General features: G+C 68.1%; 24 protein-coding genes. 5 read left to right on the top strand and 19 right to left on the bottom strand.

Features of this window, described 5'->3' with window-relative positions; translation table 11 throughout:
• Positions 1–2: 2 nt before the first annotated feature.
• The 14 genes from fliR to fliE are packed head-to-tail and all read right to left on the bottom strand — an operon-like array spanning position 3 to position 10,617.
• On the bottom strand, positions 3–782 hold the full coding sequence (fliR, locus tag EEB18_RS03915) for a flagellar biosynthetic protein FliR (RefSeq protein WP_056349453.1): 780 nt from the start codon (positions 780–782) through the stop codon (positions 3–5).
• A 7-nt stretch (positions 783–789) separates the two neighbouring features.
• Positions 790–1,059, bottom strand: a complete 270-nt coding sequence (locus tag EEB18_RS03910) for a flagellar biosynthetic protein FliQ (protein ID WP_056349455.1) — start codon at positions 1,057–1,059, stop codon at positions 790–792.
• 10 nt (positions 1,060–1,069) lie between these two features.
• Positions 1,070–1,837, bottom strand: coding sequence for a flagellar type III secretion system pore protein FliP (gene fliP / locus EEB18_RS03905; protein WP_187139387.1), 768 nt, complete (start codon positions 1,835–1,837; stop codon positions 1,070–1,072).
• Entirely contained in the window at positions 1,827–2,111 is a 285-nt protein-coding gene (locus EEB18_RS03900) for a flagellar biosynthetic protein FliO (RefSeq protein WP_056349463.1), read from the bottom strand. Before EEB18_RS03900 ends, fliP begins: the two co-directional genes overlap by 11 nt.
• Positions 2,111–2,443, bottom strand: a complete 333-nt coding sequence (gene fliN, locus EEB18_RS03895) for a flagellar motor switch protein FliN (protein WP_187139388.1) — start codon at positions 2,441–2,443, stop codon at positions 2,111–2,113. Before fliN ends, EEB18_RS03900 begins: the two co-directional genes overlap by 1 nt.
• Positions 2,436–3,383 carry a FliM/FliN family flagellar motor switch protein gene (locus tag EEB18_RS03890; RefSeq protein ID WP_187139389.1) on the bottom strand — a complete coding sequence of 316 codons (948 nt, stop codon included), beginning with the start codon at positions 3,381–3,383 and terminating at the stop codon, positions 2,436–2,438. Before EEB18_RS03890 ends, fliN begins: the two co-directional genes overlap by 8 nt.
• Positions 3,380–3,988, bottom strand: a complete 609-nt coding sequence (fliL, locus tag EEB18_RS03885) for a flagellar basal body-associated protein FliL (protein ID WP_187139390.1) — start codon at positions 3,986–3,988, stop codon at positions 3,380–3,382. Before fliL ends, EEB18_RS03890 begins: the two co-directional genes overlap by 4 nt.
• A gap of 14 nt (positions 3,989–4,002) precedes the next feature.
• Positions 4,003–5,217, bottom strand: a complete 1,215-nt coding sequence (locus tag EEB18_RS03880) for a flagellar hook-length control protein FliK (RefSeq protein WP_187139391.1) — start codon at positions 5,215–5,217, stop codon at positions 4,003–4,005.
• The gene (locus tag EEB18_RS03875; RefSeq protein WP_056349480.1) at positions 5,214–5,660 is read right to left on the bottom strand and encodes a hypothetical protein; all 447 of its coding nucleotides are present in this window, start codon (positions 5,658–5,660) and stop codon (positions 5,214–5,216) included. Before EEB18_RS03875 ends, EEB18_RS03880 begins: the two co-directional genes overlap by 4 nt.
• A complete protein-coding gene (locus EEB18_RS03870) occupies positions 5,657–6,988 on the bottom strand; it encodes a FliI/YscN family ATPase (RefSeq protein ID WP_056349485.1) in 1,332 nt (443 codons plus the stop codon). The genes EEB18_RS03875 and EEB18_RS03870 overlap by 4 nt, the downstream gene beginning before the upstream one ends.
• Complete coding sequence (locus EEB18_RS03865) at positions 6,985–7,581, bottom strand: FliH/SctL family protein (RefSeq protein WP_187139392.1); 597 nt, start codon at positions 7,579–7,581, stop codon at positions 6,985–6,987. The genes EEB18_RS03870 and EEB18_RS03865 overlap by 4 nt, the downstream gene beginning before the upstream one ends.
• Positions 7,574–8,608 carry a flagellar motor switch protein FliG gene (locus tag EEB18_RS03860; RefSeq protein WP_056349492.1) on the bottom strand — a complete coding sequence of 345 codons (1,035 nt, stop codon included), beginning with the start codon at positions 8,606–8,608 and terminating at the stop codon, positions 7,574–7,576. The genes EEB18_RS03865 and EEB18_RS03860 overlap by 8 nt, the downstream gene beginning before the upstream one ends.
• Positions 8,601–10,250: a flagellar basal-body MS-ring/collar protein FliF gene (fliF, locus tag EEB18_RS03855; protein ID WP_187139393.1), complete on the bottom strand. Its 1,650-nt coding sequence runs from the start codon at positions 10,248–10,250 to the stop codon at positions 8,601–8,603. The genes EEB18_RS03860 and fliF overlap by 8 nt, the downstream gene beginning before the upstream one ends.
• Positions 10,251–10,254: 4 nt before the next feature.
• Entirely contained in the window at positions 10,255–10,617 is a 363-nt protein-coding gene (fliE, locus tag EEB18_RS03850) for a flagellar hook-basal body complex protein FliE (RefSeq protein ID WP_187139394.1), read from the bottom strand.
• Between the two features lie 243 nt (positions 10,618–10,860).
• On the opposite strand from fliE, the gene EEB18_RS03845 reads away from it, so the two are divergent.
• Entirely contained in the window at positions 10,861–11,673 is an 813-nt protein-coding gene (locus EEB18_RS03845; protein ID WP_056349501.1) for a flagellin, read from the top strand.
• Between the two features lie 175 nt (positions 11,674–11,848).
• Positions 11,849–13,057, top strand: a complete 1,209-nt coding sequence (locus EEB18_RS03840) for an acyl-CoA dehydrogenase family protein (RefSeq protein WP_187139395.1) — start codon at positions 11,849–11,851, stop codon at positions 13,055–13,057.
• On the opposite strand, the gene EEB18_RS03835 is transcribed toward EEB18_RS03840, so the two are convergent.
• Positions 13,054–14,301: an MFS transporter gene (locus EEB18_RS03835; RefSeq protein ID WP_187139396.1), complete on the bottom strand. Its 1,248-nt coding sequence runs from the start codon at positions 14,299–14,301 to the stop codon at positions 13,054–13,056. The genes EEB18_RS03840 and EEB18_RS03835 overlap by 4 nt on opposite strands.
• Position 14,302: 1 nt before the next feature.
• Complete coding sequence (locus EEB18_RS03830; RefSeq protein ID WP_187139397.1) at positions 14,303–15,898, bottom strand: acyl-CoA dehydrogenase family protein; 1,596 nt, start codon at positions 15,896–15,898, stop codon at positions 14,303–14,305.
• Between the two features lie 263 nt (positions 15,899–16,161).
• Here EEB18_RS03830 and guaB point away from each other — a divergent pair, with 263 nt between their 5' ends.
• The 3 genes from guaB (at position 16,162) to EEB18_RS03815 (ending at position 19,471) form a co-directional block, all read left to right on the top strand.
• Positions 16,162–17,619 carry an IMP dehydrogenase gene (gene guaB / locus EEB18_RS03825; RefSeq protein WP_187139398.1) on the top strand — a complete coding sequence of 486 codons (1,458 nt, stop codon included), beginning with the start codon at positions 16,162–16,164 and terminating at the stop codon, positions 17,617–17,619.
• A 113-nt stretch (positions 17,620–17,732) separates the two neighbouring features.
• A complete protein-coding gene (locus EEB18_RS03820) occupies positions 17,733–18,920 on the top strand; it encodes an RsmB/NOP family class I SAM-dependent RNA methyltransferase (RefSeq protein WP_187139399.1) in 1,188 nt (395 codons plus the stop codon).
• Between the two features lie 35 nt (positions 18,921–18,955).
• Positions 18,956–19,471, top strand: coding sequence for a tetratricopeptide repeat protein (locus tag EEB18_RS03815; RefSeq protein WP_187139400.1), 516 nt, complete (start codon positions 18,956–18,958; stop codon positions 19,469–19,471).
• A 1-nt stretch (position 19,472) separates the two neighbouring features.
• Here the strand turns inward: EEB18_RS03815 and rsmA are convergent, their stop codons facing one another.
• The 3 genes from rsmA to EEB18_RS03800 are packed head-to-tail and all read right to left on the bottom strand — an operon-like array spanning position 19,473 to position 22,665.
• The gene (rsmA, locus tag EEB18_RS03810) at positions 19,473–20,309 is read right to left on the bottom strand and encodes a 16S rRNA (adenine(1518)-N(6)/adenine(1519)-N(6))-dimethyltransferase RsmA (RefSeq protein WP_262408106.1); all 837 of its coding nucleotides are present in this window, start codon (positions 20,307–20,309) and stop codon (positions 19,473–19,475) included.
• On the bottom strand, positions 20,306–21,325 hold the full coding sequence (gene pdxA / locus EEB18_RS03805) for a 4-hydroxythreonine-4-phosphate dehydrogenase PdxA (RefSeq protein ID WP_187139401.1): 1,020 nt from the start codon (positions 21,323–21,325) through the stop codon (positions 20,306–20,308). The genes rsmA and pdxA overlap by 4 nt, the downstream gene beginning before the upstream one ends.
• The gene (locus EEB18_RS03800; RefSeq protein ID WP_187139402.1) at positions 21,325–22,665 is read right to left on the bottom strand and encodes a peptidylprolyl isomerase; all 1,341 of its coding nucleotides are present in this window, start codon (positions 22,663–22,665) and stop codon (positions 21,325–21,327) included. Before EEB18_RS03800 ends, pdxA begins: the two co-directional genes overlap by 1 nt.
• Between the last annotated feature and the right edge of the window lie 117 nt (positions 22,666–22,782).

Genomic DNA, 22,782 nt, shown 5'->3' with positions numbered 1-22,782 from the left:
GCTCAGGTCCCCGCGACCATGCGCGCGGCGTCGAGCGCGTCGGACAGGATATGTGCGAGACCCTCGGCCATCACCGGGGTCGCGACGCCGAGCAGCACGACGCCGGCGAGCAGCGTCGCCGGGATGCCGACCGCGAACAGGTTGAGCGCGGGCGCCGACCGCCCGATCACGCCCATGATGATCTGGACCAGGATCAGCACGAAGCCCACGGGCAGGGCGATCGTCAGCCCCGCGGCGAACATCAGGCTGCCGAAGCGCAGGATGCCCCCGATCGTCTCATAGGAAGGAAAGGCGTTGCCCGGCGGCAGGGCATTATAGCTGTCGACGATGATCGAGATCAGCACCAGATGGCCGTCGGCGGCGAGGAAGATCGCGGTCGCGAGCATCGACAGGAACTGCCCGATCGCCGAGCTCGAGGACCCGCTCAGCGGATCGATCATCGACGCGAAGCCGAGACCCATCGCGTTGCTGATCGCCTCACCCGCGATCAACGCCGCGGCGAGCCCCATCTGGAGCACGAATCCCATCGCAAGCCCGATCACGACCTCGCCGATGACCAGCAGGAACCCCGGGACCGACACGATCCCCTCGGGCGGCAGCGTCATCCCCGATGCGGCGACCGCGGGCACGCCGACCGCGAGCGCGATGACGAGACGGAGCTGGATGGGCACGTTGGTCGCGCCGAACACCGGCGCCGCCAGGAAGCAGGCGCCGGGGCGGATCATGCCGAGCATCCACAGCTGCAGCATCGCCTCCACATTCGGGATGTCGGCGGGGTTCATCGCCTGCTTATCGGACGAGCGTCGGGATCTGCGCGAAAATCTCGCGGGTGAAATCGGTGAGCAGCACCAGGATGCTGCCGCCGAAGATCGCAAGGCAGACTGCGGCGACGATCAGCTTGGGGACGAAGGTCAACGTCTGTTCGTTGATCGACGTTGCCGCTTGCACCATGCCAAGCAGCACCCCGATCACCAGGATCGGGATCAGCAATGGCGCGGTGGCGAGCGCGAGGATCCACAGCGACTGCTGCGCCACCCCGATGAAATAATCTGCTTCCACGTCGGCCTCCCTAAGTGCCGAAGGAGGCGGCGAGCGAGCCCATCGTCAGCGCCCATCCGTCGACAAGGACGAAGAGCAACAGCTTGAAAGGCATGGATATGATTGTTGGCGACAGCATCATCATACCCAGCGACATCAAGGCCGAGGCGACGATCAGGTCGATGATCAGGAAGGGCAGGAAGATCAGGAAGCCGATCTGGAACGCGGTCTTGAGTTCGCTGGTGACAAAAGCGGGCAGCAGGATCGAGAAGGGCACGTCCTTCGGACTCGCATAGCTCGGTGCTTTGGCGATCTTGGCGAACATCATCAGGTCGGACTTGCGCGTCTGGGTCAGCATGAAGCCATGCAGCGCGTCGCCCGACCGCGACACCGCGACGCCGATGTCGATCTGTTCCTGGCCATAGGGCTCGATCGCGACGCGGTTCACCTCGGTGATCACCGGCGCCATCACGAACAGCGACAGGAACAGGCTGAGGCCCACGAGCACCTGGTTCGGCGGCGTCTGTTGCAGCCCGAGCGCGTGGCGCAGGATCGACAGCACGATGATGATGCGGGTGAAGCTGGTCATCATGAGCAGCAGCGACGGCAGCACCGTCAGCAGGCTCATCAGGACGAGGATCTGGAGCGACAACGACAGCGGGCGGCCATCGCCGCCGAGTTCGTTCACCGCGCGGCTGAGGCCATTGGCCTCCTGCGCATAGGCCGCGGGCGCCGCGACGAGCAGCGCGACGCCGCCGGCGATCGCCGCCGCACGCAGCCAGTTCGTCCTAGTCGACATGGAAATCGCCCTGGCTGTTGTCGGCGAGGCGGGTGACCGCCCCGCGCGATACCGACAGCAGGATGCGCTGGCCGGCGAATTCGACGACGGTCAGCTTGGTTCCGGGACCCAGCGGCAGCACATCGATCATCTCGATCGCGCGCGTCCGTTTCGCGCCCTGCCCGGGCAGCTGGAGCGTCCCCATCTGGACCTTTTTCCACAGCCACAGGCTGCCCCACGCCATGCCGCCGACGAGCGGCAGCAGGATCAGCAGGCGCAGGATATATTCGAACATCAGGCCCTCCGGTCGAAACCGGCGAGGCCGCGGTCGGGGGCGACCACTTCGGCGACCTGGATACCGTAACGGCCGTCGACGTTGACGATCTCGCCGCGCGCGATCAGCGTGCCATTGGCATAGATGTCGAGCAGTTCGTTCGCGGCGCGGTCGAGTTCGACGACGCTGCCCTCGGACATCGCGAGCAGGTCGGCGAGCGTCATGCTCGTCGATCCGACCTCGACCGAAACGCGCAGCGAGACCCCCGCGAGCAGGTCGAAATTGGGCGCCATCGCCATATCCTTGGCGTCGCGGCGATCGCGGCGACCGGCGCCTTCGCTCATGTCACTCATGATCCGATCCTTTTTCGATATGCTCGATCATTATGGCTGCATTCCCATTGGCTTCGCCGATGCTGCCGACCGCGAAACTGCGGCCGGCGACGGTTACCGGAACATTGCGCGGAATGGTTAACGGAATGATATCACCGACCTCCAAACCGAGCAGTTTGACCAAAGAAATTTCCGGACGGGCCAGAACCGAGCGCACCGGAAGGCGCACACTCTTGAGCGCGCTGCCCAGCGTCGCTGCCCAGGCCGCATCGGCGGGGCTGGTTTCGCGCGCTTCGGGGGCGGGTTCGGCGCCCGCGATGCCGCGCAGCGCCGCGACGGGATAGGCGCAGGTGATGGTGCGGCCGTCGAGCTTTCCGCCGCGCAGCGTGAAGCGCTGGACGAGCAGTTCGTCGTCGGCGCGCACCGCGGCGAGCTTGGCGGGATCGCCGGTGACGCAGTCGAGTTCGGGCGCGATCGCCAGCTTGTCGCCCCAGGCGGCGGTCAGTTGCAGCCCCATGTCGCGGCCGAGCCGCGCGGCGAAACGCTCTTCGGCGTCGGTCAGTTCTTCGCGTTCGGCGCCGAGCTGTCCCTTGCCGCCATAGAAGATGTCGACGAGCTGGAGGATCAGCGGACGTCCGCCGGCGAGCAGGATCGGACCCTTCAGTGGCGGCGCGTGATAGCGCCAGAAGATCGCCGGCGCCGACGCCTTGGTCCAGTCGGCGAAGCGCACGACCTCGGCGGCCTCGCGCTCGACCTGCACCGTCGGGGCGCCGAGCGCGCGGACGAGGTCGCGCAGGCTGCGCGCGAACTGGTTCGCGACGCTGTCGAGCAGCGGAAAGGCATAGCCGCCCTCGGCCTTGCGCAGCAGCAGCGACGCCCTGGCGTCGTCCGCCGGGGCTTCGGGTGCGGGCTTCGCGGCCGGCGCTTTCGGCGCCTTGAAGGGATTGCTCTTCGTGGTCACTGGATCACCAGGCTCGTGAAATAGACATTGTCGATGCCGCCGAACCCTTCCTTGTCGCGCAGCACCTGGTTGATCGCGCCGGTCAGCTGGCGCTGCAGCTGCTGCTTGCCGTGCGAAGTGGACAGCAGCGCCGGATCCTGCTCGGCAAGCACCATCAGCACCGCCGAACGGATCGGGACGTCCTGGCGCGCGACGTTGGCGACGACCTTGCCGTCGTAAAAGGTCGACAGGCTGATCCCGATCTGCAGGAAGCCCGACCCGTCGGCGAGGTTGGTCGTGAAGCTCTGGGCGATCGGAACATAGGTGATCTCATATTTGCGCGGATCGACCTTGAACTTGTCGTTCGGGACCGAAACGGTACCGACCTTCGGCGCCGGGGCTTCGTCGCCTTCGCCCTTGGCGGCGGGTTCGGCCGAGGGATCGCGCACGACCAGCTTGGGATAATGATCCTCGGGCTTCGCGGCATGCGCGGCCATGCCGACACCGAAATACATGCCCACGCCCGCCCCGGCGCCGATCAGCACCACGGCGCCGACGGTGATCATCAGCAGCTTCTTCATCTTGCCCTTCTTGGGTGCGGGGGCGTCGGTCTTGTCCTTGCTCATCACTCTGTTCCTCGTCAGGCGAAGCGGCTGCGGCGGTCGCCGCTGCGCTCTTGGTCACGGGTTTCGGGGCGCGCGTCATGCGCGGTGGCGGTTTCGATCAGATGCGCCGCATCCTGCGCCGGGCTGCGACCCTGGCCCTGTTGCGACTGGCGTCCGGCGTCGGTCGGCGTGTGGGTCACCTGCGTCTCGGCGACGCGCACGCCCTGCTGGCGGAGGTCGTCGACGAGGCGGACCTGCGCCGCGGTGACGATCGTCGCGGTCGCTTCATGCTGGGTGTCGAGCTTCAGCGAGACGCCGTCGTCGCCCATCATCATCGACACGTCGAGTCGGCCGAGGTGGCGCGGCATCAGGCGGAAACTGACGTCGTTCGCCGCCGATTTGGTCGCGGCGATGTCCGACGCGAGCTGTTCGATCCAGGCATCGTCGCTGGTCAGGTCGAGCACGCGCTCGGCGATGACGACGGGCTTGGCGGCTTCGGCGACCGCACCGGCCTGCGTCGCGGGCTGGGCGAACAGCACGGTCATCGACGGTTCGGCGGCGGGCCTTACGGCCAGCGTTTCGGCGGCGGAGGCGGCGACCGGGACCGGCGCGGCGTCGTGCGCCTTGGGCGCGGCCATCGGCAGCGCGGGAGTCTCGTCGCGGCGCGGCGCGACCGGGGCCGTTTCGACTGCGGGCTTGGCGGCGGCGCGGGTCTCGACCGCCGGTTGCGCCGGCAGCATCGTGGCGACCGGCGCGGCGTCGGTGACGGCTTCACCCTCTTCGCCGGTTTCGGTTTCGCCCTTGGCTCCGGCGACCGGTTTGGCAACCGCCGACTTGGGAGCGGCGGCGGTGAAGTGGGCGAGCGTCGCGAGCAATTCGTTCGCCGCGACCACCGCCTTGTCCGTGGCGGGGCGGGCGTCGGCGGTCGGCGCCGGGACCTTGCCGCTGGTTTCGTCGGCGTCGGCGAGCTCGGGCTCGGCGGCGATCGGGCGCGCGGGCTTGCCGGGAGCGGCGACGACGGGCGCGGGCTGGGCGCTTGGTGCATCGACCGCCGCGAGCGGGGCCGGAGCCAGGGTGGCGGGGACGGCCGACAGGACCGGGGCGGTCGCGACAGCCGCGCTCGGCGCCTGCTGCGCGACGAGTTGCTCGAATGCGCCGCCTTCGCCCGCGCCGACAGCCTGCGCCGGGGCGAGCGCCGCGAGCAGCGAGGGCAGTGCCGGGGTCGAGGTCTGCGGCAAGGTGGCCATCATGCGACGCCGCCGTCGATCAGGCGCAGCCGCATGCCGCCGCGTGCGCGGTGCGGGCGGTTGGCGTCGCTGCGGCGTTCCATTTCCTGCTCGGCCGACTTGCGGCCGCGTTCGTACAGGCGAACCGCCGATTCTTCCTTGACCATGGCGCGCTGCGCGAGCGCCCCCATCTGGTCGCGGCGGGCGCTGGCGCTCACCATCGGGGCGGCAAGATTTTCCTTCGCCATGTCGAGCCGCATGCCGAGTTCGCCGATCGTGTTGAGCGCGCGCCCGGCCACTGCGCCCTTCGCCATGGCGAGGTCGCTGCGCAGCGTTTCGAGCCGCTTCGACAGCTCGACCAGGTTTGCCAGTTCGTTGGTGGCCCGCGCCAGATTGGCTTCGGCCATCTGATGCTCGACGCCACGAACGCGGATGATCCGTTTGCGGCGCGCGGTGCGAGAGGTCATGCAATATATCCTTCAACGAGTGACTGGCGGGAGGTTTGAAAATCGACTTGGGCCTTGGCCGGCTGCGACACATAGGCGAGCTGGTCGGCGCGGCGGGCGATGGCTTCGTCGAGCACCGGATCGCCGCCGGCGACGTAAGCGCCCATCAGCATCAGGTCGCGATTCTCTTCATACGCCGACCACAGCTGGCGGAAGCGTGCAGCGGCGGCGCTGTGCTCGGCATCGACCGAGTCGACCATCGTCCGCGACAGCGAGCGGGCGACGTCGATCGCGGGATAGACGCCCTGTTCGGCCATGGTGCGCGACAGGATGATATGGCCGTCGACGATGGCGCGGGCGCTGTCGACGACAGGATCGTCGATGTCGCCGCCGTCGGCGAGCACGGTATAGAGCGCGGTGACCGACCCGCCGGTTTCCTTGTCGATGCCGGCGCGTTCGCACAGCGAGGGGATCAGCGCGAAGACCGAGGGCGGATAGCCCTTCATCGTCGGCGGTTCGCCCAGCGTCAGGCCGATCTCGCGCTGCGCATGCGCGACGCGGGTCAGGCTGTCGATCAGCAGCAGCACCTTCTTGCCCTCGTCGCGAAACGCCTCGGCGATCGCGGTGGCGCGCATCGCGGCGCGCAGGCGGAGCAGCGGCGGATGGTCGGCGGGAACCGCGACGACGACCGACTTCTTGCGGACCTCGGGGGGCAGCTTGGTTTCGACGAAGTCGCTGACTTCGCGGCTGCGCTCGCCGATCAGGCCGACGACGATGACGTCGCATTCCGTGCCCGCGATCATCTGGCCCATCAGCACCGACTTGCCGACGCCCGAACCCGCGATGATCGCGACGCGCTGGCCTTCGCCGACGGTGAGCAGCCCGTTGATCGCACGCACGCCCATGTTGAGCGCCTTGGTCACGCGGCCGCGGCGCAGCGGATTGACCTTGCGCCCGGCGAGCGGCCACAGGAATTGCGACTTGACCGGCGGGCGGCCGTCGAGCGGATTGCCCTGCGCGTCCATGATGCGGCCGAGCAAAGCCTTGCCGACGGGGACCATCGACGAGGCGCCATGCGGTTCGACCGGCGCGCCGGTGACCAGCGGCTTGTTCATGTCGAAGGGGAGGACGAGGCTGCGGTGGCCGCGAAAGCCGACCACTTCGCCATAGACATAGTCGTTGTCCGCCGACTTGATGCGGACGTTGCTGCCCAAAGGCTGCGGGAAACCGGACACCTCGAGCATGATGCCTTCGTGCGCGACAAGCGTGCCGATGCGGCGCGGGCTCGCCTTGCCGAGGTCGACGGGGGCGAGCAATTGCTGCGCGGTCATGGCCATGCGGCGGGTCATGCGGCACCGCTTTCGCCGCCGAGCGCGGCGCGGAGTTCATTCAGATAGACGGCGCGGCCATGCTCGATCCAGCCGCCCGAAGTTTCGATGCGGACAGTGCCGCGGACCATCGCCGCGTCGGCGGAGATCGGCAGCGTGAGCGCGCAGTCCATCAGCAGCGCCGCGTCCTGGGGGTGGACCCAAAGGGTGCGCGCCTTGTCGCATTCGGCGACCAGCGCCGCGGCGGTTTCGGCTTGTTCCTTCAGCCACTCGGCATCGATCGACGCGTCGGCGACGATCTGGCGGACCAGCCGCTCGACGGTCTCGGCGATCATCTGCGCCAGTTCCTCGCTGGGTTCGTCCTGCAGGGCCTGGGCGCCCGCGACCAGCGCGAGCAATTGTTCGCGTTCGACCGCGAAGCCCGCCTCGGCAAGGCGCTGACCTTCGGCGAGACCCGTGGCGAAGGGATCCTCGCCCGGCTCGACCTCGACCGGTTCTGCGGCAGCCACGGCTTCGCGGGCACGCGCGGCCGGGTCGAACGACAGCGGACGAAAGCCGGTGTCGCGCGCCATGATCTGCGCGAGCGGGGTGGGGGCGAAGCTCTGGTCAGACATAATCGTCGCCCGCACCCGCGATCATGATTTCGCCCGATGCCGCCATCTGGCGCACGATCTGCATGATGCTCTTTTGCGCGTCGTCGACGTCGCTGCGCTTGACCATCGTCATCTCGGCCATTTCGTCGCGGATCGTTTCCGACGCGCGCTGCGACATCGTCGACAGGCACAGGTCGACCATATCGTCGTCGGCGCCCTTAAGCGCGATCGACAGCTGCGCCGCGTCGACGCCGCGCAGGATCGTGCCAAGGCTCTTGAGATCGAGGTCGCGCAGGTTTTCGAAGATGAACATTTCCTCCTCGATCGTCTGGGCAAGCTGGCGGTCGGCCTTTTTCAGATTGCGGATCGTCCGCTCGCTGGCCGATTTCGACATTTTCTTCATGATCCGGGCGACGTCGCTCGGGCCACCGATCGGCTGCTTGGCGACGCGCTGGCCGCCGACATTGGCGGAGGCGAGCACCGATTCCAGATCCTCGATCGCCGCGGCGGGGACCGAGGTCAGCTGCGCGGCGCGCAGCACCAGGTCGGCCTGCAGCCCTTCGTCGAGCGTTTCGATCGCACGCGCGGCGATGTCGGGGACAAGCACCGACAGGATCAGCGCGCCGACCTGCGGATGTTCGCTGGCGAGCAGCCCGCTGATCGCGTCCATGTCCATCCAGCGCAGCATTTCGAGCGACGCGGCGCTCGACTGCGGCGCGACGGCGGCGAGGATATTGTCGGCGCGGACGTTGCCGACGGCCTGGTTGATGACGGTACGGATGCGCGTGTCTGCGCCGACGCTGAACGCGCTGACGTCGCGGCTGCGCATCACGAAGCGGTCGAGCGCATGCTCGATCTGTCCTTCATTGGCGTTGGCGGCGTCGAACATGCCCTTGGCAAGCTGGCGCACTTCATCGGGATCGAGGTGCTTCAGGATCGTCGCGGCGTCGCTCTCGTCGAGCAGCATCAGCAGGATCGCGGCGGCAGCCGAACCCTCGACGGCGGGCTTGGCGGGTGCGGTTCCGATCGCGGTGTCGAGTTCAGGCACGGGCGCCCTCCTGCATCAGCTGGCGCACGACGATCGCGGCACGGGCCGAATCCTGGCGGACGAATTCGCGGACGAGGTTGGCGCGCGCTTCATAGCTCGGCGCCGCCTCGATCATTTCGAGGGTGATTTCGCGGCCGGCGCGCGGGGCGCCCAGCGCGGACTGGTTGGCGGCGCTCGCCATCAGCGATTCCTCCAGCGCGGCATCGCGTTCGGCGCGGGCCGCGGCCCTGGCCTTCGCCGAGCGGATCAGCGGGCGGCCGATGAAGAAGAAGGCGAGGATCGCGGCGAGTACCGCGCCGACCTGCTTGACCAGCGGCATGAACCAGCCCTGTTCGTAAAAGGCCGGGCTGGCGTCTTCGATCTTGGCGAACGGACGCTGGCCGATCGCGACCTGATCGCCGCGCGTCGCGTCGAACCCGATCGCACCCTTGACCAGGTTGTCGATCTTGGCGAGGTCGCCCTGGCTCAGCGCCTTGCTACCCTGGTTGAGCGCGACCGCGACCGACACGCGGCGAAGCTGGCCCTGCGGGCGATGCGTCACCGAAATCTCGCGACCGACTTCATAGGCCCGCTGGGCGTTTTCGTTGCTCTGGGTTTCGGTCGTCGCTGGGGCGGCGCCCGTCGGCGTCTGATTGAGCGTCGAGGCCGGCGGCGGCTGGTTCGACAACGCGCCGGGGATGCCGACGGCGGGGGCATTGCCCTGGCCGCTGACCGAACGGATCACCTGCTCGCTGCGCAGCGCGCGGTCGTTTTCGGGAAAGCTTTCGCGTGTCGCCTGGCTTTCGGACATATCGACGTCGGCATGGACCTCGACGCTGTAATTGCCGGCGCCGAGCATCGGGCCGAGCAGGCTGTCGAGGGCGCGGCGGAAACGGTCTTCCATCTGGGTCTGCAGCTGGAACGCCTGCATGTCGCTCGACGTCGCCGAGTCCGACAGCAGCGCGCCACGCTGGTCGATCACCGACACCTGTTCGGCATTCATGCCGGGGACCGACGAGGCGACTAGGAAGCGGATCGCCTGGACCTGGCCGTCGCTGAGCGTGCGGCCGTTCTGCAGCGTCAGCATCACCGACGCGGTCGCGGGCTTGTCCTCGCGGACGAACAGGCTGGGTTCGGCGGCGGCGATATGGACGCGCGCCCCCTTGACCGCGTCGATCGCCTCGATCGTGCGGGCGAGGTCGGCCTCGCGGGCGCCGCGCAGCGTTTCGCCTTCGATCGCGCGGCTCGCGCCCATCGGCAGCGCGCCGATCATCTCGCTGCCGTCGGCCGAGGCTTTGGGCAGGCCTTGACCGGCGAGCGCGATGCGCGCGGCATGCAGCTTGTCGGCATCGACGGTGAGCGCGCCGGTGGAGGGGTCGATCGTGTGGCCGATGCCCTGCGCGGTCAGCGCGTCGGCGACCGCGGACTTGTCGGCGTCGGCCAGGCCGGCAAACAATTGGGTCTGTGGCGCCGCGGCGGTCGCGAAATAGGCGAGCGCGGCGATGCCGATCGCGGCGGTGGTGGCGATCGCGGGCAGCGCGCGCTGGACCGCGGGCTGACGAATGAACTGCTGCACGGGGGCCAGGCGGCCGCCCATGACGGGGACGGGCAGGCGGTTCGCGCTGCCGTCGTCGACGGGGGTGAGGATCTGGGCTTCGGCCATCGGATCAGACCGGCATGTTCATGATGTCGCGGTACGCGGAGAGCAGCTTGTTGCGCACCTGCAACGTCGTCTCGAAGCCGAGCGAGGCTTTCTGCCGCTCGATCATCACGCTGACGATGTCGTGGGTGTCGCCGCGCTCATAGGCTTCGCTGAGGTCGCTGGCCTTCGCCTGCTGGTTGTTCACCTGCTGCAGCGCGTTGCTGATAGCGGCACCGAAGTCGGCGCTCTGGTTCGCGCCGCCGACGCCCGTGTCGGCGCCGTCGACGCCGCCGGCCGCACCGCGGCCCGCAGCGCGTTGCAGCGCCTGGTTCTGATTGAGGATCGAACTGCGCATCTGCAGCAGCCGGCTCTGGTCAATCGTGCTCATAATCTCATCCGTCCTCGAGGCGGCATCGCGCCGCACGCCAAGAACAATGCAAAGCGCGTGCCAAAAATTTTTATCTCAGGAAAACATAGGATTAATGCGGGGGTGGCGCGTGAATTAACCCTGTCCGGCGTTTTTTTGACGCGCCCCGCTTAAGCCCCGCCGCGTCCCGCCGTTACTGCAATCGTGAAGCTCACCGAGCCTTACACCACGGGAATGGCCCTTGGGGGGCCGGAAAGGGAACATATGACTGTTATCAACACCAACGTGAGCGCGCTTCGCGCCCAGAACAACTCGCGCGTTGCGGGTCGCATGCAGTCGGAGGCGATGGAACGCCTGTCGAGCGGCAAGCGCATCAACAGCGCCAAGGACGACGCCGCCGGCCTCGCCATCGCCACCCGCATGGACGCCAACGTCCGCGGCCTGAACCAGGCGATCCGCAACTCGAACGACGGCATCTCGGCCTCGCAGACGGCTGAAGGCGCGATGGGCGGCATTTCGAACATGCTCGTCCGTATGCGTGAACTGGCCGTCCAGGCTTCGACCGGCACGCTGGGCGACGACGACCGTGAAGCGATCCAGACCGAAGTCACGGCGCTGATCGCGCAGATCGACGACGTTGCGACGCGCACCACCTTCAACGGCACCGCGCTGCTCGACGGCACCGCCGACCTCGACATCCAGACCGGTCTGAACGACGGCGAAGTCGTGAACATCACCATCGCCGACATGCAGTCGGCCGGTCTCGGCGTCGACGGCCTCGACTTCTCGACCGCCGCCGGTGCGTCGGGCGCGCTCGCCACGCTCGACACCGCGATCCAGACGGTCGCCACCGAACGCGCCAACCTGGGTGCCCAGCAGAACCGCCTCGAAGCCACTGTCGACAATTTGACGTCGACCGTCGTGAATCTGGCGGACTCGAAGTCGCGCATCGAAGACACCGACTTCTCGGCGGAATCGACGAAGCTCGCGGCGGCCGGCATCCTGGCCCAGGCATCGACCGCGATGCTCGCCCAGGCGAACCAGAGCCAGCAGGGCGTCATGAACCTGCTGCGCTAAGACACAGAGTAACCGAGACTCAGGCTATATTTGGTTGGTCCCTTAATTAGCCTGATCGAACGCCCCGGCCCCCCACGGCCGGGGCGTTCACTGTTTTGAGCGCTTCGCTCGCGAAGCGCTTGCCCCCGCCGCGCAAATGATCCAACGGGTCCCCGATCATATTGGGGAGCCAGAAATGAGCCATCAGCAAGCCGCCGCCGCGACCGTCTCGGATCGCGCGCTCGACATCGGCGCCCGCGTCGAAACCTTCGTCCGCACCGTCGTCGCTCCCTATGAAAACGACCCGCGCCGCGATCATCATGGCGCCCCGACCGACGACCTCGTCGACGAACTCAAGGCGAAAGCGCGCGCCGCCGGTGTGCTCACCCCGCATATCCTCGCCGACGGCGACCATCTGACCCAGGTCGAGACCGCCTATGTGCTCCAGAAATCGGGCCTGTCGCCGCTCGGCCCGCTCGCGTGCAACACCGCCGCCCCCGACGAGGGCAATATGTATCTGCTCGGCAAGGTCGGCAGCCCCGAGCTCAAGGCACGCTTCCTCGACCAGCTGGTGCAGGGCCAGGCCCGCTCGGCCTTCTTCATGACCGAACCCGCCGAAGAGGGCGGCGCGGGCTCCGACCCCTCGATGATGAAGACGACCTGCCGCATGGACGGCAACCACTGGGTGATCAACGGCCGCAAATGCTTCATCACCGGCGCCGATGGCGCCAAGGTCGGCATCGTCATGGCGAAGGCCGAGGACGTCGCGGCGGGCGGCGGCGCCTGCATGTTCCTCGTCGACCTGCCCGACCCCGCGATCCGCATCGAGCATGTGCCGAACACGATCGACAGCTCGATGCCCGGCGGCCATGCGACCGTCGTCATCGACAACCTGCGCGTCCCCGCCGACCAGATGCTCGGCGAGGCGGGCGAGGGGTTCAAATATGCCCAGATCCGCCTGTCCCCCGCGCGCCTGTCGCATTGCATGCGCTGGCACGGCGCCTGCCAGCGCGCGCACGAGATCGCGAGCGACTACGCCAATCGCCGCACCGCCTTCGGCAAGCCGCTGATCGACCATGAGGGCGTCGGCTTCATGCTCGCCGAGAATCTGATCGACCTCAAGCAGGCCGAACTGATGATCCGCTGGTGTGCCGAAGTGCTCGACACCGGCGACCTCGGCACCGCCGAAAGCTCGATGGCGAAGGTCGCGGTGTCGGAGGCGCTGATGCGCATCGCCGACCGCTGCGTCCAGGTCATGGGCGGCACCGGGGTCACCGACAAGACGATCGTCGAACAGGTGTTCCGCGAAGTCCGTGCCTTCCGCATCTATGATGGCCCGACCGAGGTCCACAAATGGAGCCTCGCCAAGAAGATCAAGCGTGACTGGAAAAACGCGCAGGCTTAAGGCGCGATCCGCCCCTCGTCGCGCCCCGGCATTGGGGCGACGGCGTGGAGGATCGGCACCGACAGCGCCAGCCAGCCGCCGCCGGCCAGCACGGCGGCGGGCAGCGTCCACAGGTCGGCGATCATCCCGAAGACCCACGCCCCGAGCGCCAGCGCGCCGAAGGTCACCGCCTGATAGATCGACAGGCAGCGCCCGAGGATCGCGTCGGGCGAGCGCAATTGCATCGCGACGTTGAGCGAGGTTAGCGTGCCGACCCACGCCATGCCGGCAATGAAGGCCGCGGCGAGCACCGCGCCGACCTGATCGGTCAGCGCGACCGGGACCAGCGCCGCCGCAAAGGCCAGCGTTGCGACACTGACGACGATCTCGCTGCCCCAGCGCCGCCGCGCCGCACCGACCCATAGGGCGCAGATGATCGACCCCAGCCCGAAGGCGCCGAGGCAGAGGCCGTAGTCGAGTTCGCCGCCCCTGAGCTGGTCGCGGACGAGCGAGGGGAGCAGCGCCTGAAAGGCCGCCGCGCCGAAGCCGAACGAAAAGCCGCGCATCAGCACGCGGCGCACCGGGTCGGACTGCGCACAGAAGCGCAGTCCCGTCGCGATCGCGGCGAGCATCGGGCTGCGCTTCGGCGGCTCGGTTTCGGGCTTCCAGCGCAGCAGCACGACGATCAGCGCCAGATAGCTCAGCGTGTTGAGCGCGAAAGCCGGAGCCGGCCCGGTGAGCGAAATGAGCAGCCCGCCGAGCGCCGGGCCGACGCTGCGCGCGAGGTTGAAGGCGATGCTGTTGAGCGCGATCGCCTGCGGCAGATGCGCGTGCCCGACCTGCTGGCGCACCGAGGCCTGCCAGGCGGGCGAATTGACCGCGGTCCCGCAGCCGACCGCAAGGGTGAAGAAGAGCAGCGACAGCGGTCCGATTGTGCCGAACCATGTGACCGCGGCAAGCGCCGCCGAGGCGGCGAGCATCCCCGCCTGCGCCCACAACATCACCCGCCGTCGATCATAATTGTCGGCGATCGCCCCTGCGAACACCCCGATCAGCAGGATCGGGATCGTCGCCCCCGCGTTGACCAGCGCGATCAGCAGGTGCGACTGGGTCAGCTCGGTCATCAGCCAGGCCGCACCGACCGACTGGATCATCGACCCCATGTTCGACGCGAGATTGGCGATCCAGATCGCGCGGAAAGCGGGGAATTGAAAGGGGGCGAGCGGCGAGACGGGGGCGGGGCGAGGCTCGCTCCCGTCGGCCATCTTAATTACGGCCCCCGACCAGCCCGCGCGCGATCACTTGCGCCTGGATCTCCGCCGCGCCCTCGAAAATGTTGAGGATGCGCGCGTCGCACAAGACGCGGCTAATCTCATATTCCATCGCATAGCCGTTGCCGCCGTGAATCTGCAGGCTCGCATCGGCGTTCGACCAGGCCGCGCGCGCGCCGAGCAGCTTGGCCATGCCCGCTTCGATGTCGCAGCGCTTGCCGCCGTCCTTGGCGCGCGCGGCGGCATAGGAGAGTTCGCGCGCGGTGACGAAGTCGACGAGGCTCATCGCCAGCTTGTCCGACACGCGCGGGAAATGGAGGATCGCCTTGCCGAACTGCTTGCGCGTCGTCGCATAGTCGAGCCCGAGTTCGAGCGCGCGGCGCGCGACGCCTACCGCACGCGCGGCGGTCTGGATGCGCGCGCCTTCGAAGGTGCGCATCAATTGTTTGAACCCCTGACCTTCCTCGCCGCCGAGCAGCGCGTCGGCGGGCGCGTACATCGCGTCGAACTGCAGCGCATATTCGCGCATCCCGCGATACCCGAGCACTTCAATCTCGCTGCCGCTCATGCCGGCCGCGGGGAAGGGCGTCTCTTCGCTGCCGCGCGGCTTGGGAACGAGCAGCATCGACAGCCCGGCATAGCCTTTGGCATCGGGCAGGGTACGCGCGAGCAGGGTCATCATGTCCGACCGCGCGGCATGGGTGATCCAGTTCTTCGCCCCGTCGATCACCCAGTCGCCGTCCGCATCGCGGCGTGCGCGCGTCTGCAACGATCCCAGGTCCGATCCGACATCGGGTTCGGTGAACACCGCGGTCGGCAGCACCTCGCCGCTCGCGATGCGCGGCAGCCAGTCGGCCTTTTGCGCATCGGTGCCGCCGAGCACGATCAGTTCGCCCGCGATCTCCGATCGTGTACCGAGCGACCCGGTGCCGATCCAGCCGCGCGACAATTCCTCGGTGACGATGCACATCACCAGCTTGCCGAGTCCCAGCCCGCCAAACTCCTCGGGAATGCAGACGCCGAAGGTGCCGAGGTCGGCCATTGCCTGCACCGTCGCATCGGGAATCAGTGCGTTGGCAAGGTGCCAGCCATGCGCGTGCGGGACGATCTCGCTGTCGGTGAAACGCCGATATTGCTCGCGGATCGCGTCGAGGTCGGTGTCGTGAAGCGTCTCGCTCGGCCATTGGCCGCCGGCGAGCGCCGCCGCCACTTCGGCGCGCGTTGCTGCATGGTCGGCGTCGAGCAGAGGGGCGCACGCGGCGGCGAGCTTGGCGGCCGCGGCGGTCAGGCCAAGGTCGGCGGGACGAAATATCTCATTCTGTCCCATCGGCAGTCCGCCGACGAGCTGGCCGATGCCTTCGGCGAAGGCGAGGGCAGCGATTTTCGCATCGAGGGGGTTGGCACCGCCGCCGGCTTCGAGCCAGCCGAGCGTCGCCTCGAGCGCCGCCACCGTCGTCGCGACCCATGCGAATCCGTGCGCCGCGCGCTGTTCGCTGTCGATAGCCGTGTCTTGCAACCGTGCGGCGAGCGCCGCCTGCGCGGCGCCGCGATAGTCCTGTGCGGCGCGGAGCGCCTGCCCGTAATTGCTCATTCCATCATCCCATTCGTCGCGGCGGCGATGCACCGAACGAGGGCGCTCCGCAACCCTCAGTTAGTATGCTATCTTCCAAATGGGACGCCGCCCCGCCTTGGTTCCCGATACCGTCCAAAGCGCGACCCGCTCCGCCGCGAAATAATCGCCTTCTCCCACTGGCGCGCGCGGGGCCGACTGGTTACATGGGCCGCCACCAATCGACTCGCGCGTGCCGCCCCGCCAACGGGAGCAGGCGCCGCCAAAAGCAGAAAGTGGCTCCCATGGAAATCATCACCGGCCTGACCTTCGACGACGTGCTGCTGGTGCCGGGTCCTTCCGAAATCCTGCCTTCAGACGCGGTGCTGTCGACCCAGCTGACCAGCGAGATCAGCCTCAACATCCCGATTCTGTCCTCGGCGATGGATACGGTGACCGAGGCCGATATGGCCATTCTCATGGCGCAGATCGGCGGCATCGGCGTTCTCCACCGCAATCTGACGATCGAGGAGCAGGCGGCGGCGGTGCGCCAGGTCAAGCGTTTCGAAAGCGGCATGATCGTCAACCCGATCACTATCACCCCCGACGCGCCGCTCTCCTATGCGACCGCGCTGATGGACCAGCACAGGATTTCGGGCATCCCGGTGGTCGAGACCGGCGGGCGGCTCGTCGGTATCCTCACCCACCGCGACGTGCGCTTCGCCGACAATCCCGGCCAGCCGGTGCGCGAGCTGATGACCGCCGACAATCTCGCCACCGTGCGTCCCGGGGTCGGGCAGGACGAGGCGCGCAAATTGCTCCACCAGCGCCGGATCGAAAAATTGCTCGTCGTCGATGATGATTATCGCTGCATCGGCCTGATCACCGTCAAGGATATGGAAAAGGCGGTGAATTTCCCCGACGCGACGAAGGACGGCAGCGGCCGCCTGCGCGTCGCCGCAGCAACCAACACCGGCGATAGCGGCATCGAACGCGCCGAGGCGCTGCTCGAGGCCGAATGCGACCTGATCGTCGTCGACACCGCGCACGGCCACAGCAGGATGGTCGCGCAGACCGTCGAGAAGATCAAGAAACTGTCGAATCGCGTCCAGATCCTCGCGGGCAATGTCGCGACCGGCGACGCGACCAGGGCGCTGATCGACGCGGGCGCCGACGGGGTGAAGGTCGGCATCGGCCCCGGCTCGATCTGCACCACCCGCGTCGTCGCCGGCGTCGGCGTGCCGCAGCTCACCGCGATTCTCGACAGTGTCGAAGCGGCGTCGAAATTGGGCGTCCCCGTCATTGCCGACGGCGGCCTGCGTACCTCCGGCGACATCGCCAAGGCGCTCGCGGCGGGCGCGTCGAGCGTCATGGTCGGCTCGCTGCTCGCGGGCACCGCCGAGGCGCCCGGCGAAACCTTCCTGTTCCAGGGCCGGACCTACAAAAGCTATCGCGGCATGGGCAGCGTCGGCGCGATGGCGCGCGGCAGCGCCGACCGCTATTTCCAGCAGGACATCAAGGACCAGATGAAGCTCGTCCCCGAGGGGATCGAGGGCCAGGTGCCGTTCAAGGGTCCCGCGAAGGACGTCATCCACCAGCTCGTCGGCGGCGTGAAGGCGGCGATGGGCTATACCGGCAGCCGCACCCTCAAGGATTTGCGCGAACGGGCGAAGTTCGTGCGCATCACCAACGCCGGCCTGCGCGAAAGCCATGTCCACGACGTCGCGATCACCCGCGAAGCACCGAATTATCCGGTCGGGTAAATTTGCCCGTCCGTCATTGCGAGCGTAGCGAAGCAATCCAGAGCGGCCTTGTGCAACGCTGGCTCGCTTCGTCGCTTCGCTCCTCGCAATGACGGGGAGGAAAGGTTGAACCCATGACCCCCGCCGCACGCGTCCACACCGCGATCGAAATCCTCGACGCCATCGCCGCCGCCGCGCGCGATGGCGGCCCGCCCGCCGACGCGATCTTCGCCGAGGCGATGCGCGCGCGCCGCTACGCGGGGTCGAAGGACCGCCGCGCGATCCGCAACCATGTTTACGACGCGATCCGCGGCGTGCGGTCGGCGCCCGTATCGGGCCGCGCCGCGATGCTCGCGCTCGCCGATGCCGACGCCGAACTCGCCGCGCTGTTCGACGGCGCCGCATACGGCCCCGCGGTCATCACCGCCGACGAACCGCGCGCCGAAACCGGGCTCGCCACGCCAGCGCTGCTCAAGCTGTTCGACCCGCTGGTCGGCAAGGCCGAGCGTGCGGCGATGCTCGCCCGCGCCCCGCTCGACCTGCGCGCCAACCGGCTGCGCTCGAGCCGCGACGAACTGGCACGGATCTTCCCCGAGGGCGAAGCGATCGCCGGCCTCGCCGATGGCTGGCGCCTGCCCGGCGAAACCGCCGCCGTCCAGCATTCGGCCTATACCGAGGGCCAGTTCGAGGTGCAGGACGCCGCGAGCCAGCTGGCGGCGGTCGCGCTTGCCGCCGAAGCGGGGCACGTCATTGTCGATCTGTGCGCGGGCGCGGGCGGCAAGACCCTCGCCATCGCTTCGGCGATCAATGACGAGGCCGCGATTCTCGCCTGCGACACCAACCGCGCGCGGCTCCAGCAACTGCCGCCGCGCGCCAACCGCGCCGGCGCGACGCGCATCGAAACGCTGCTGCTCAATCCGGGGCAGGAGTCCGCGATGCTCGCCGATCGCATGGGCAAGGCCGACCGCGTCATCGTCGACGCCCCCTGTTCGGGCAGCGGCACCTGGCGCCGCAGCCCCGAACTGCGCTGGCGCTCCACCCCCGCACGGCTCGACCGCCATGTCGCCGAGCAGGCGAAGCTATTGGGCCTCGGTGCCGATCTGGTGGCGCCGGGCGGCAAACTCGTCTATGCGGTGTGCTCGATCATCGCACGCGAGGGGCGCGCCCAGGTGGACGACTTTCTGACCCGCCATCCCGGCTGGACGGCCGACACGGACTATCTCCCGACGGGTATCGGGCGCGCCGCGGGTGGCGGTTTTCTGCTGACTCCGGCGCATGACGGCTGCGACGGATTTTTCCTCGCCCGATTGACGGCTCCGTGATAGCCTCGCCTTCAATGAAGCGATGGGAGAATGCGATGCGCATCAGTTTCCTGGCCCTCGGCGCGGGTCTTGTCCTTGCCAGCCTGCCGACGGCGTCCGACGCGCAGCGGGCCGATAACGACATCCTGCCGGTCTCGATCGGACTGCAGGAACAGGGTGTGAAGGCGCAGCATGCGGGCGATCTCGTCGCCGCCACCGATTTTTATGAATCGGCGCTCGCCGCCGATCCGCGCAACCGCAGCGCGATCATCGCGCTGGCGCAGGTCGCGCGCGCGCAGGGCTTGCCGGGCAAGGCGATCGGCCTCTATCGCGAGGCTTTGCTCCTCGAACCCACCGACATCGTCGCGCTGACCGGCCAGGGCGAAGCGCTCGCCGACAAGGGCGCGCTCGAACTCGCGCGCGAAAAGCTCGCCGAGGCCAAGCGCCTCTGCGCCGAAAAATGCCCGCAGGTCGCCGCGCTCGAAAAGACGATCGGCGCCAGCGCCGAGAAGCGCGTGGTCGCGGCCGAAGCGCTGATCCCCAAGACGGTGGTCACGACCAGCCAGAATTGATTTAGCGGCTGAGCACCCGCGCCAGTTCGACCCACTCCGCGACGCTCACCGTCTCGGCGCGCCGCGTCGCTTCGATCCCGCACACCTCGAGCGCCTCGATCGCGCCCGGCATGCCCTTGAGGCTCTGGCGCAGCATCTTGCGCCGCTGACCGAACCCCTGCGCGGTCAACTGCGACAACAGCTTCGGCTTGACCCCTTCGGGCTGCTCGGCCGGCACGACATGGACGATCGCCGACATCACCTTGGGCGGCGGGGTGAAGGCCGAGCGGTGGACCTTCATCGCGATGCGCGGGGTCGATCGCCACTGCGCCAGCACCGCGAGCCGGCCGTAAGCCGAGGTATCGACCTTGGCGACGATGCGTTCGGCGACCTCCTGCTGGAACATCAGCGTCAGCGACAGCCACCGGGGCGGCCATGCCGCGGGCTCCAGCCAGCGCGTGAACAAGGCGGTGCCGACATTATAGGGCAGGTTGGCGACGATATGATACGGCCCGCCGGCGAGCGCATCGGCGTCGATCGCCATCGCGTCGTCGGCGATCACCGTCAGCGCGCCGCCGAACGCCTCGCTGAGTTCGCCGAGCAGCGGCAGGCAGCGGTCGTCGCGCTCGACCGCGATCACCTGCGCGCCCGCGCGCAGCAGCGCGCGCGTCAGCCCGCCGGGGCCCGGCCCGACCTCGAACACGCGCGCGCCGTCCAGATCGCCCGGCAGCGCCGCGATCCGGTCGAGCAATTGTTCGTCGAACAGGAAATTCTGCCCCAGCGCCTTGCTCGCCTGCAGCCCGTGCGCGCGCACCGTCTCGCGCAGCGGCGGCAGGCTGGGGAGGGGCCGCCCGGTCACGCCGCGGGGGCGCAATTGCGTTCGCGCATCGCGGTCAGCGCGGCCGCCATGCGGATCGCCGCGATCGTCGGGCCCGGATCGGCGCTGCCGGTGCCCGCGATGTTGAACGCCGTGCCGTGGTCGGCCGACGTGCGGACGATCGGCAGCCCGAGCGTCAGATTGACGCCGTCATCGAAATGCAGCGCCTTGAACGGCGCCAGCGCCTGGTCGTGATAGCAGCAGAGCAACGCATCGTAGCGCGTGCGGACGTGCGGCGCGAACAGGCTGTCGGCGGCGAGCGGCCCCTCGATCGCGATCCCGTCGGCCAGCAATTGCTCGACCGCGGGACGGATGATTCGTAGCTCCTCGTCGCCCATCTCGCCGCTCTCGCCCGCATGCGGGTTCAGCCCCGCGACCGCGATCACCGGTCGCTCGATCCCGAAATCGCGCTTCAGCGACCGCGCGACGATCCGGCCCTTGGCAACGATCAACTCGCTGGTCAGCCGCTCGGGCACTTCGGCCAGCGGGACATGCACGGTCAGCGGCACGACGCGCAGCCGCGGCCCCGCCAGCATCATCACCGCGTTGGTCGCGGTGACGCCGCAGCGCTCGGCAATAAATTCGGTCTGCCCGGGATGCGTATAACCGATGCCATAGAGCTGCGACTTCGACACCGGCCCGGTGACGAGCGCACCGGTCGCCTGGCCGCGGGTCAGCCCGATCCCGGTTTCGAGCGCGTGCAGAGCACAGGTCGCGCCTGCCTTGCTCGGCGATCCCGGCACCACCGGACCGCTGTCCTCGAGGTGCCAGACGGGCAGGGCGTCGTCGAACAGCCGTTCGGCTTCGGCGATATCGCCGACGCGTTCGACCGGGCCGTCCCACACCGCGGCGATCGACGCGATATCGCCGATCGCCACGAAGGGCGGCAGGTCATGATCCTTGCGAACCGCCCAGGCGCGGGCGGCGACTTCGGGCCCGACGCCGGCCGGGTCACCGAGGGTGACCGCGATCGGACGCGGGTTTGCGGAATCGGACATCAGCTGAAGTCGATCACCGCGTCCCGGCGCATGTCGCGCAGATAGCGCTGGGCGCGCTTGTTGACCTTTTCCTCAAGCAGCCGGCCTTCGATTTCCTCGAGGTTGGGCGCGGTCGCCGTGTTCGGCAATTCGCGGCCACACAGCACGAGGACGCTGACGCCCTCGTTGGCGGCGCCGAAGGGTTGGGTCGTCTGGCCGACCTGCAGGTCGATCAGCGTCGCCTGCAGCGGGGCAGGCAACTGGCGCATCGCGATGCCGTCGCGTGCGACGACCTGCGCGCCCAGGCTCTGGGCCACGGCGTCGGCGCCGCCGCAACCGGCGATCCCGCGCGTCGCTTCGGCGAACTGTCCGGCGAGCTCGGCGCCCCTGGCAGGGGTCGTACCCGCCGGGAAGTCGAGCGAAATCTGCTTGAGGCTGAGCACCGCGTCACGCGGATCGGCGGTCAGCACCTGACGCCGGTCGACCATCAGCATGATCGACACGCCGCCCGGAACCTCGATCGGCCCGACCAGCTGGCCCGGCTGCATCTGGCGTGCCGCGTCGGCCATCGAGTCGGGCAACTGCCCGCCCTTCACCCAGCCGAGGTCGCCGCCGACCACCGCGGTCGACGCTTCGGAAAACTGGCGCGCATAGGCGGCGAAGCTGCCGCCCGATTGCAGCGCCTGGACGATCTTCTGGGCGTTTTCGGCGACCGACTGGATCGTTTCGGGGGTCGCGGTCAGATAGATTTCGGCCAGGTGGAACTCGTCCTGCCCCTTGGCATCGGTCATCCGCTTGACGACGGCCTCGACCTCTTCGGTCGACACATTGGTCGTCGACTGGATGTTGCGCGCGAGCAGGCGGTCCCAGGCATATTCGCCGCGGATCTGCTGCTTCACCGCCGCCGCCGACGAACCCTTCGACGCCAGATATTCGGTGAACTGCTGGGGGGTCTGCTTGTAGCGCGCGGCAAGCCGGGCGAACTGTTCGTTGATCAGATTTTCGTCGATATCGATCTTCGCCGCTCTGGCTTCCTGAATCTGCAACTTCTCGTCGATCAGGTTGCTGAACACCTGCTGGCGCAGGCGCTGTTCTTCTTCGGGCGGCAGCTCGATATTGTTGTTCGCGACGCGGATCAGCCCCATGCGCTGCTCGATGTCGGTGGCGGTGATGATCTCGCCGTTCACCGTCGCCGACGGGCGATAGACATTGCCCTTGGCGTCGCCGAAAATCTGGACATTGCCGGGGATGCTCAGACTGGTGGTCGGCACGTCGCTGTCGGGCACGGTCTGCGCCAGCACCGGCGAAACGCACAGCGACACGACAGCGCTCAGGCCGATCAAGGTCGAAATTTTGGTCATTTTTACCCTATGAAAGAGGTTCCGGTTCGCTCCGTATCAGCCGAAACGCCCGATGGTCCAGCGCAAAGCGCGCGCAAGCGCATCATAACTGGGGTCGGACTAACCGCCAAACGCTGA

The organism is Sphingopyxis sp. OPL5 (assembly GCF_003797775.2).
Classification (GTDB): domain Bacteria; phylum Pseudomonadota; class Alphaproteobacteria; order Sphingomonadales; family Sphingomonadaceae; genus Sphingopyxis.
Note: the sequence above shows the minus strand (reverse complement) of the source record. Positions and strands in the feature narration are given on the sequence as shown.

Coding starts and splice junctions, on each gene's coding strand:
- fliR (WP_056349453.1), bottom strand. CDS start 782: ATGAACCCCGCCGACATCCCGAATGTGGAGGCGATGCTGCAGCTGTGG.
- fliP (WP_187139387.1), bottom strand. CDS start 1,837: ATGTCGACTAGGACGAACTGGCTGCGTGCGGCGGCGATCGCCGGCGGC.
- EEB18_RS03900 (WP_056349463.1), bottom strand. CDS start 2,111: ATGTTCGAATATATCCTGCGCCTGCTGATCCTGCTGCCGCTCGTCGGC.
- fliN (WP_187139388.1), bottom strand. CDS start 2,443: ATGAGTGACATGAGCGAAGGCGCCGGTCGCCGCGATCGCCGCGACGCC.
- fliL (WP_187139390.1), bottom strand. CDS start 3,988: ATGAGCAAGGACAAGACCGACGCCCCCGCACCCAAGAAGGGCAAGATG.
- EEB18_RS03880 (WP_187139391.1), bottom strand. CDS start 5,217: ATGATGGCCACCTTGCCGCAGACCTCGACCCCGGCACTGCCCTCGCTG.
- EEB18_RS03875 (WP_056349480.1), bottom strand. CDS start 5,660: ATGACCTCTCGCACCGCGCGCCGCAAACGGATCATCCGCGTTCGTGGC.
- EEB18_RS03870 (WP_056349485.1), bottom strand. CDS start 6,988: ATGACCCGCCGCATGGCCATGACCGCGCAGCAATTGCTCGCCCCCGTC.
- EEB18_RS03865 (WP_187139392.1), bottom strand. CDS start 7,581: ATGTCTGACCAGAGCTTCGCCCCCACCCCGCTCGCGCAGATCATGGCG.
- fliF (WP_187139393.1), bottom strand. CDS start 10,250: ATGGCCGAAGCCCAGATCCTCACCCCCGTCGACGACGGCAGCGCGAAC.
- fliE (WP_187139394.1), bottom strand. CDS start 10,617: ATGAGCACGATTGACCAGAGCCGGCTGCTGCAGATGCGCAGTTCGATC.
- EEB18_RS03845 (WP_056349501.1), top strand. CDS start 10,861: ATGACTGTTATCAACACCAACGTGAGCGCGCTTCGCGCCCAGAACAAC.
- EEB18_RS03840 (WP_187139395.1), top strand. CDS start 11,849: ATGAGCCATCAGCAAGCCGCCGCCGCGACCGTCTCGGATCGCGCGCTC.
- EEB18_RS03835 (WP_187139396.1), bottom strand. CDS start 14,301: ATGGCCGACGGGAGCGAGCCTCGCCCCGCCCCCGTCTCGCCGCTCGCC.
- EEB18_RS03830 (WP_187139397.1), bottom strand. CDS start 15,898: ATGAGCAATTACGGGCAGGCGCTCCGCGCCGCACAGGACTATCGCGGC.
- guaB (WP_187139398.1), top strand. CDS start 16,162: ATGGAAATCATCACCGGCCTGACCTTCGACGACGTGCTGCTGGTGCCG.
- EEB18_RS03820 (WP_187139399.1), top strand. CDS start 17,733: ATGACCCCCGCCGCACGCGTCCACACCGCGATCGAAATCCTCGACGCC.
- EEB18_RS03815 (WP_187139400.1), top strand. CDS start 18,956: ATGCGCATCAGTTTCCTGGCCCTCGGCGCGGGTCTTGTCCTTGCCAGC.
- pdxA (WP_187139401.1), bottom strand. CDS start 21,325: ATGTCCGATTCCGCAAACCCGCGTCCGATCGCGGTCACCCTCGGTGAC.
- EEB18_RS03800 (WP_187139402.1), bottom strand. CDS start 22,665: ATGACCAAAATTTCGACCTTGATCGGCCTGAGCGCTGTCGTGTCGCTG.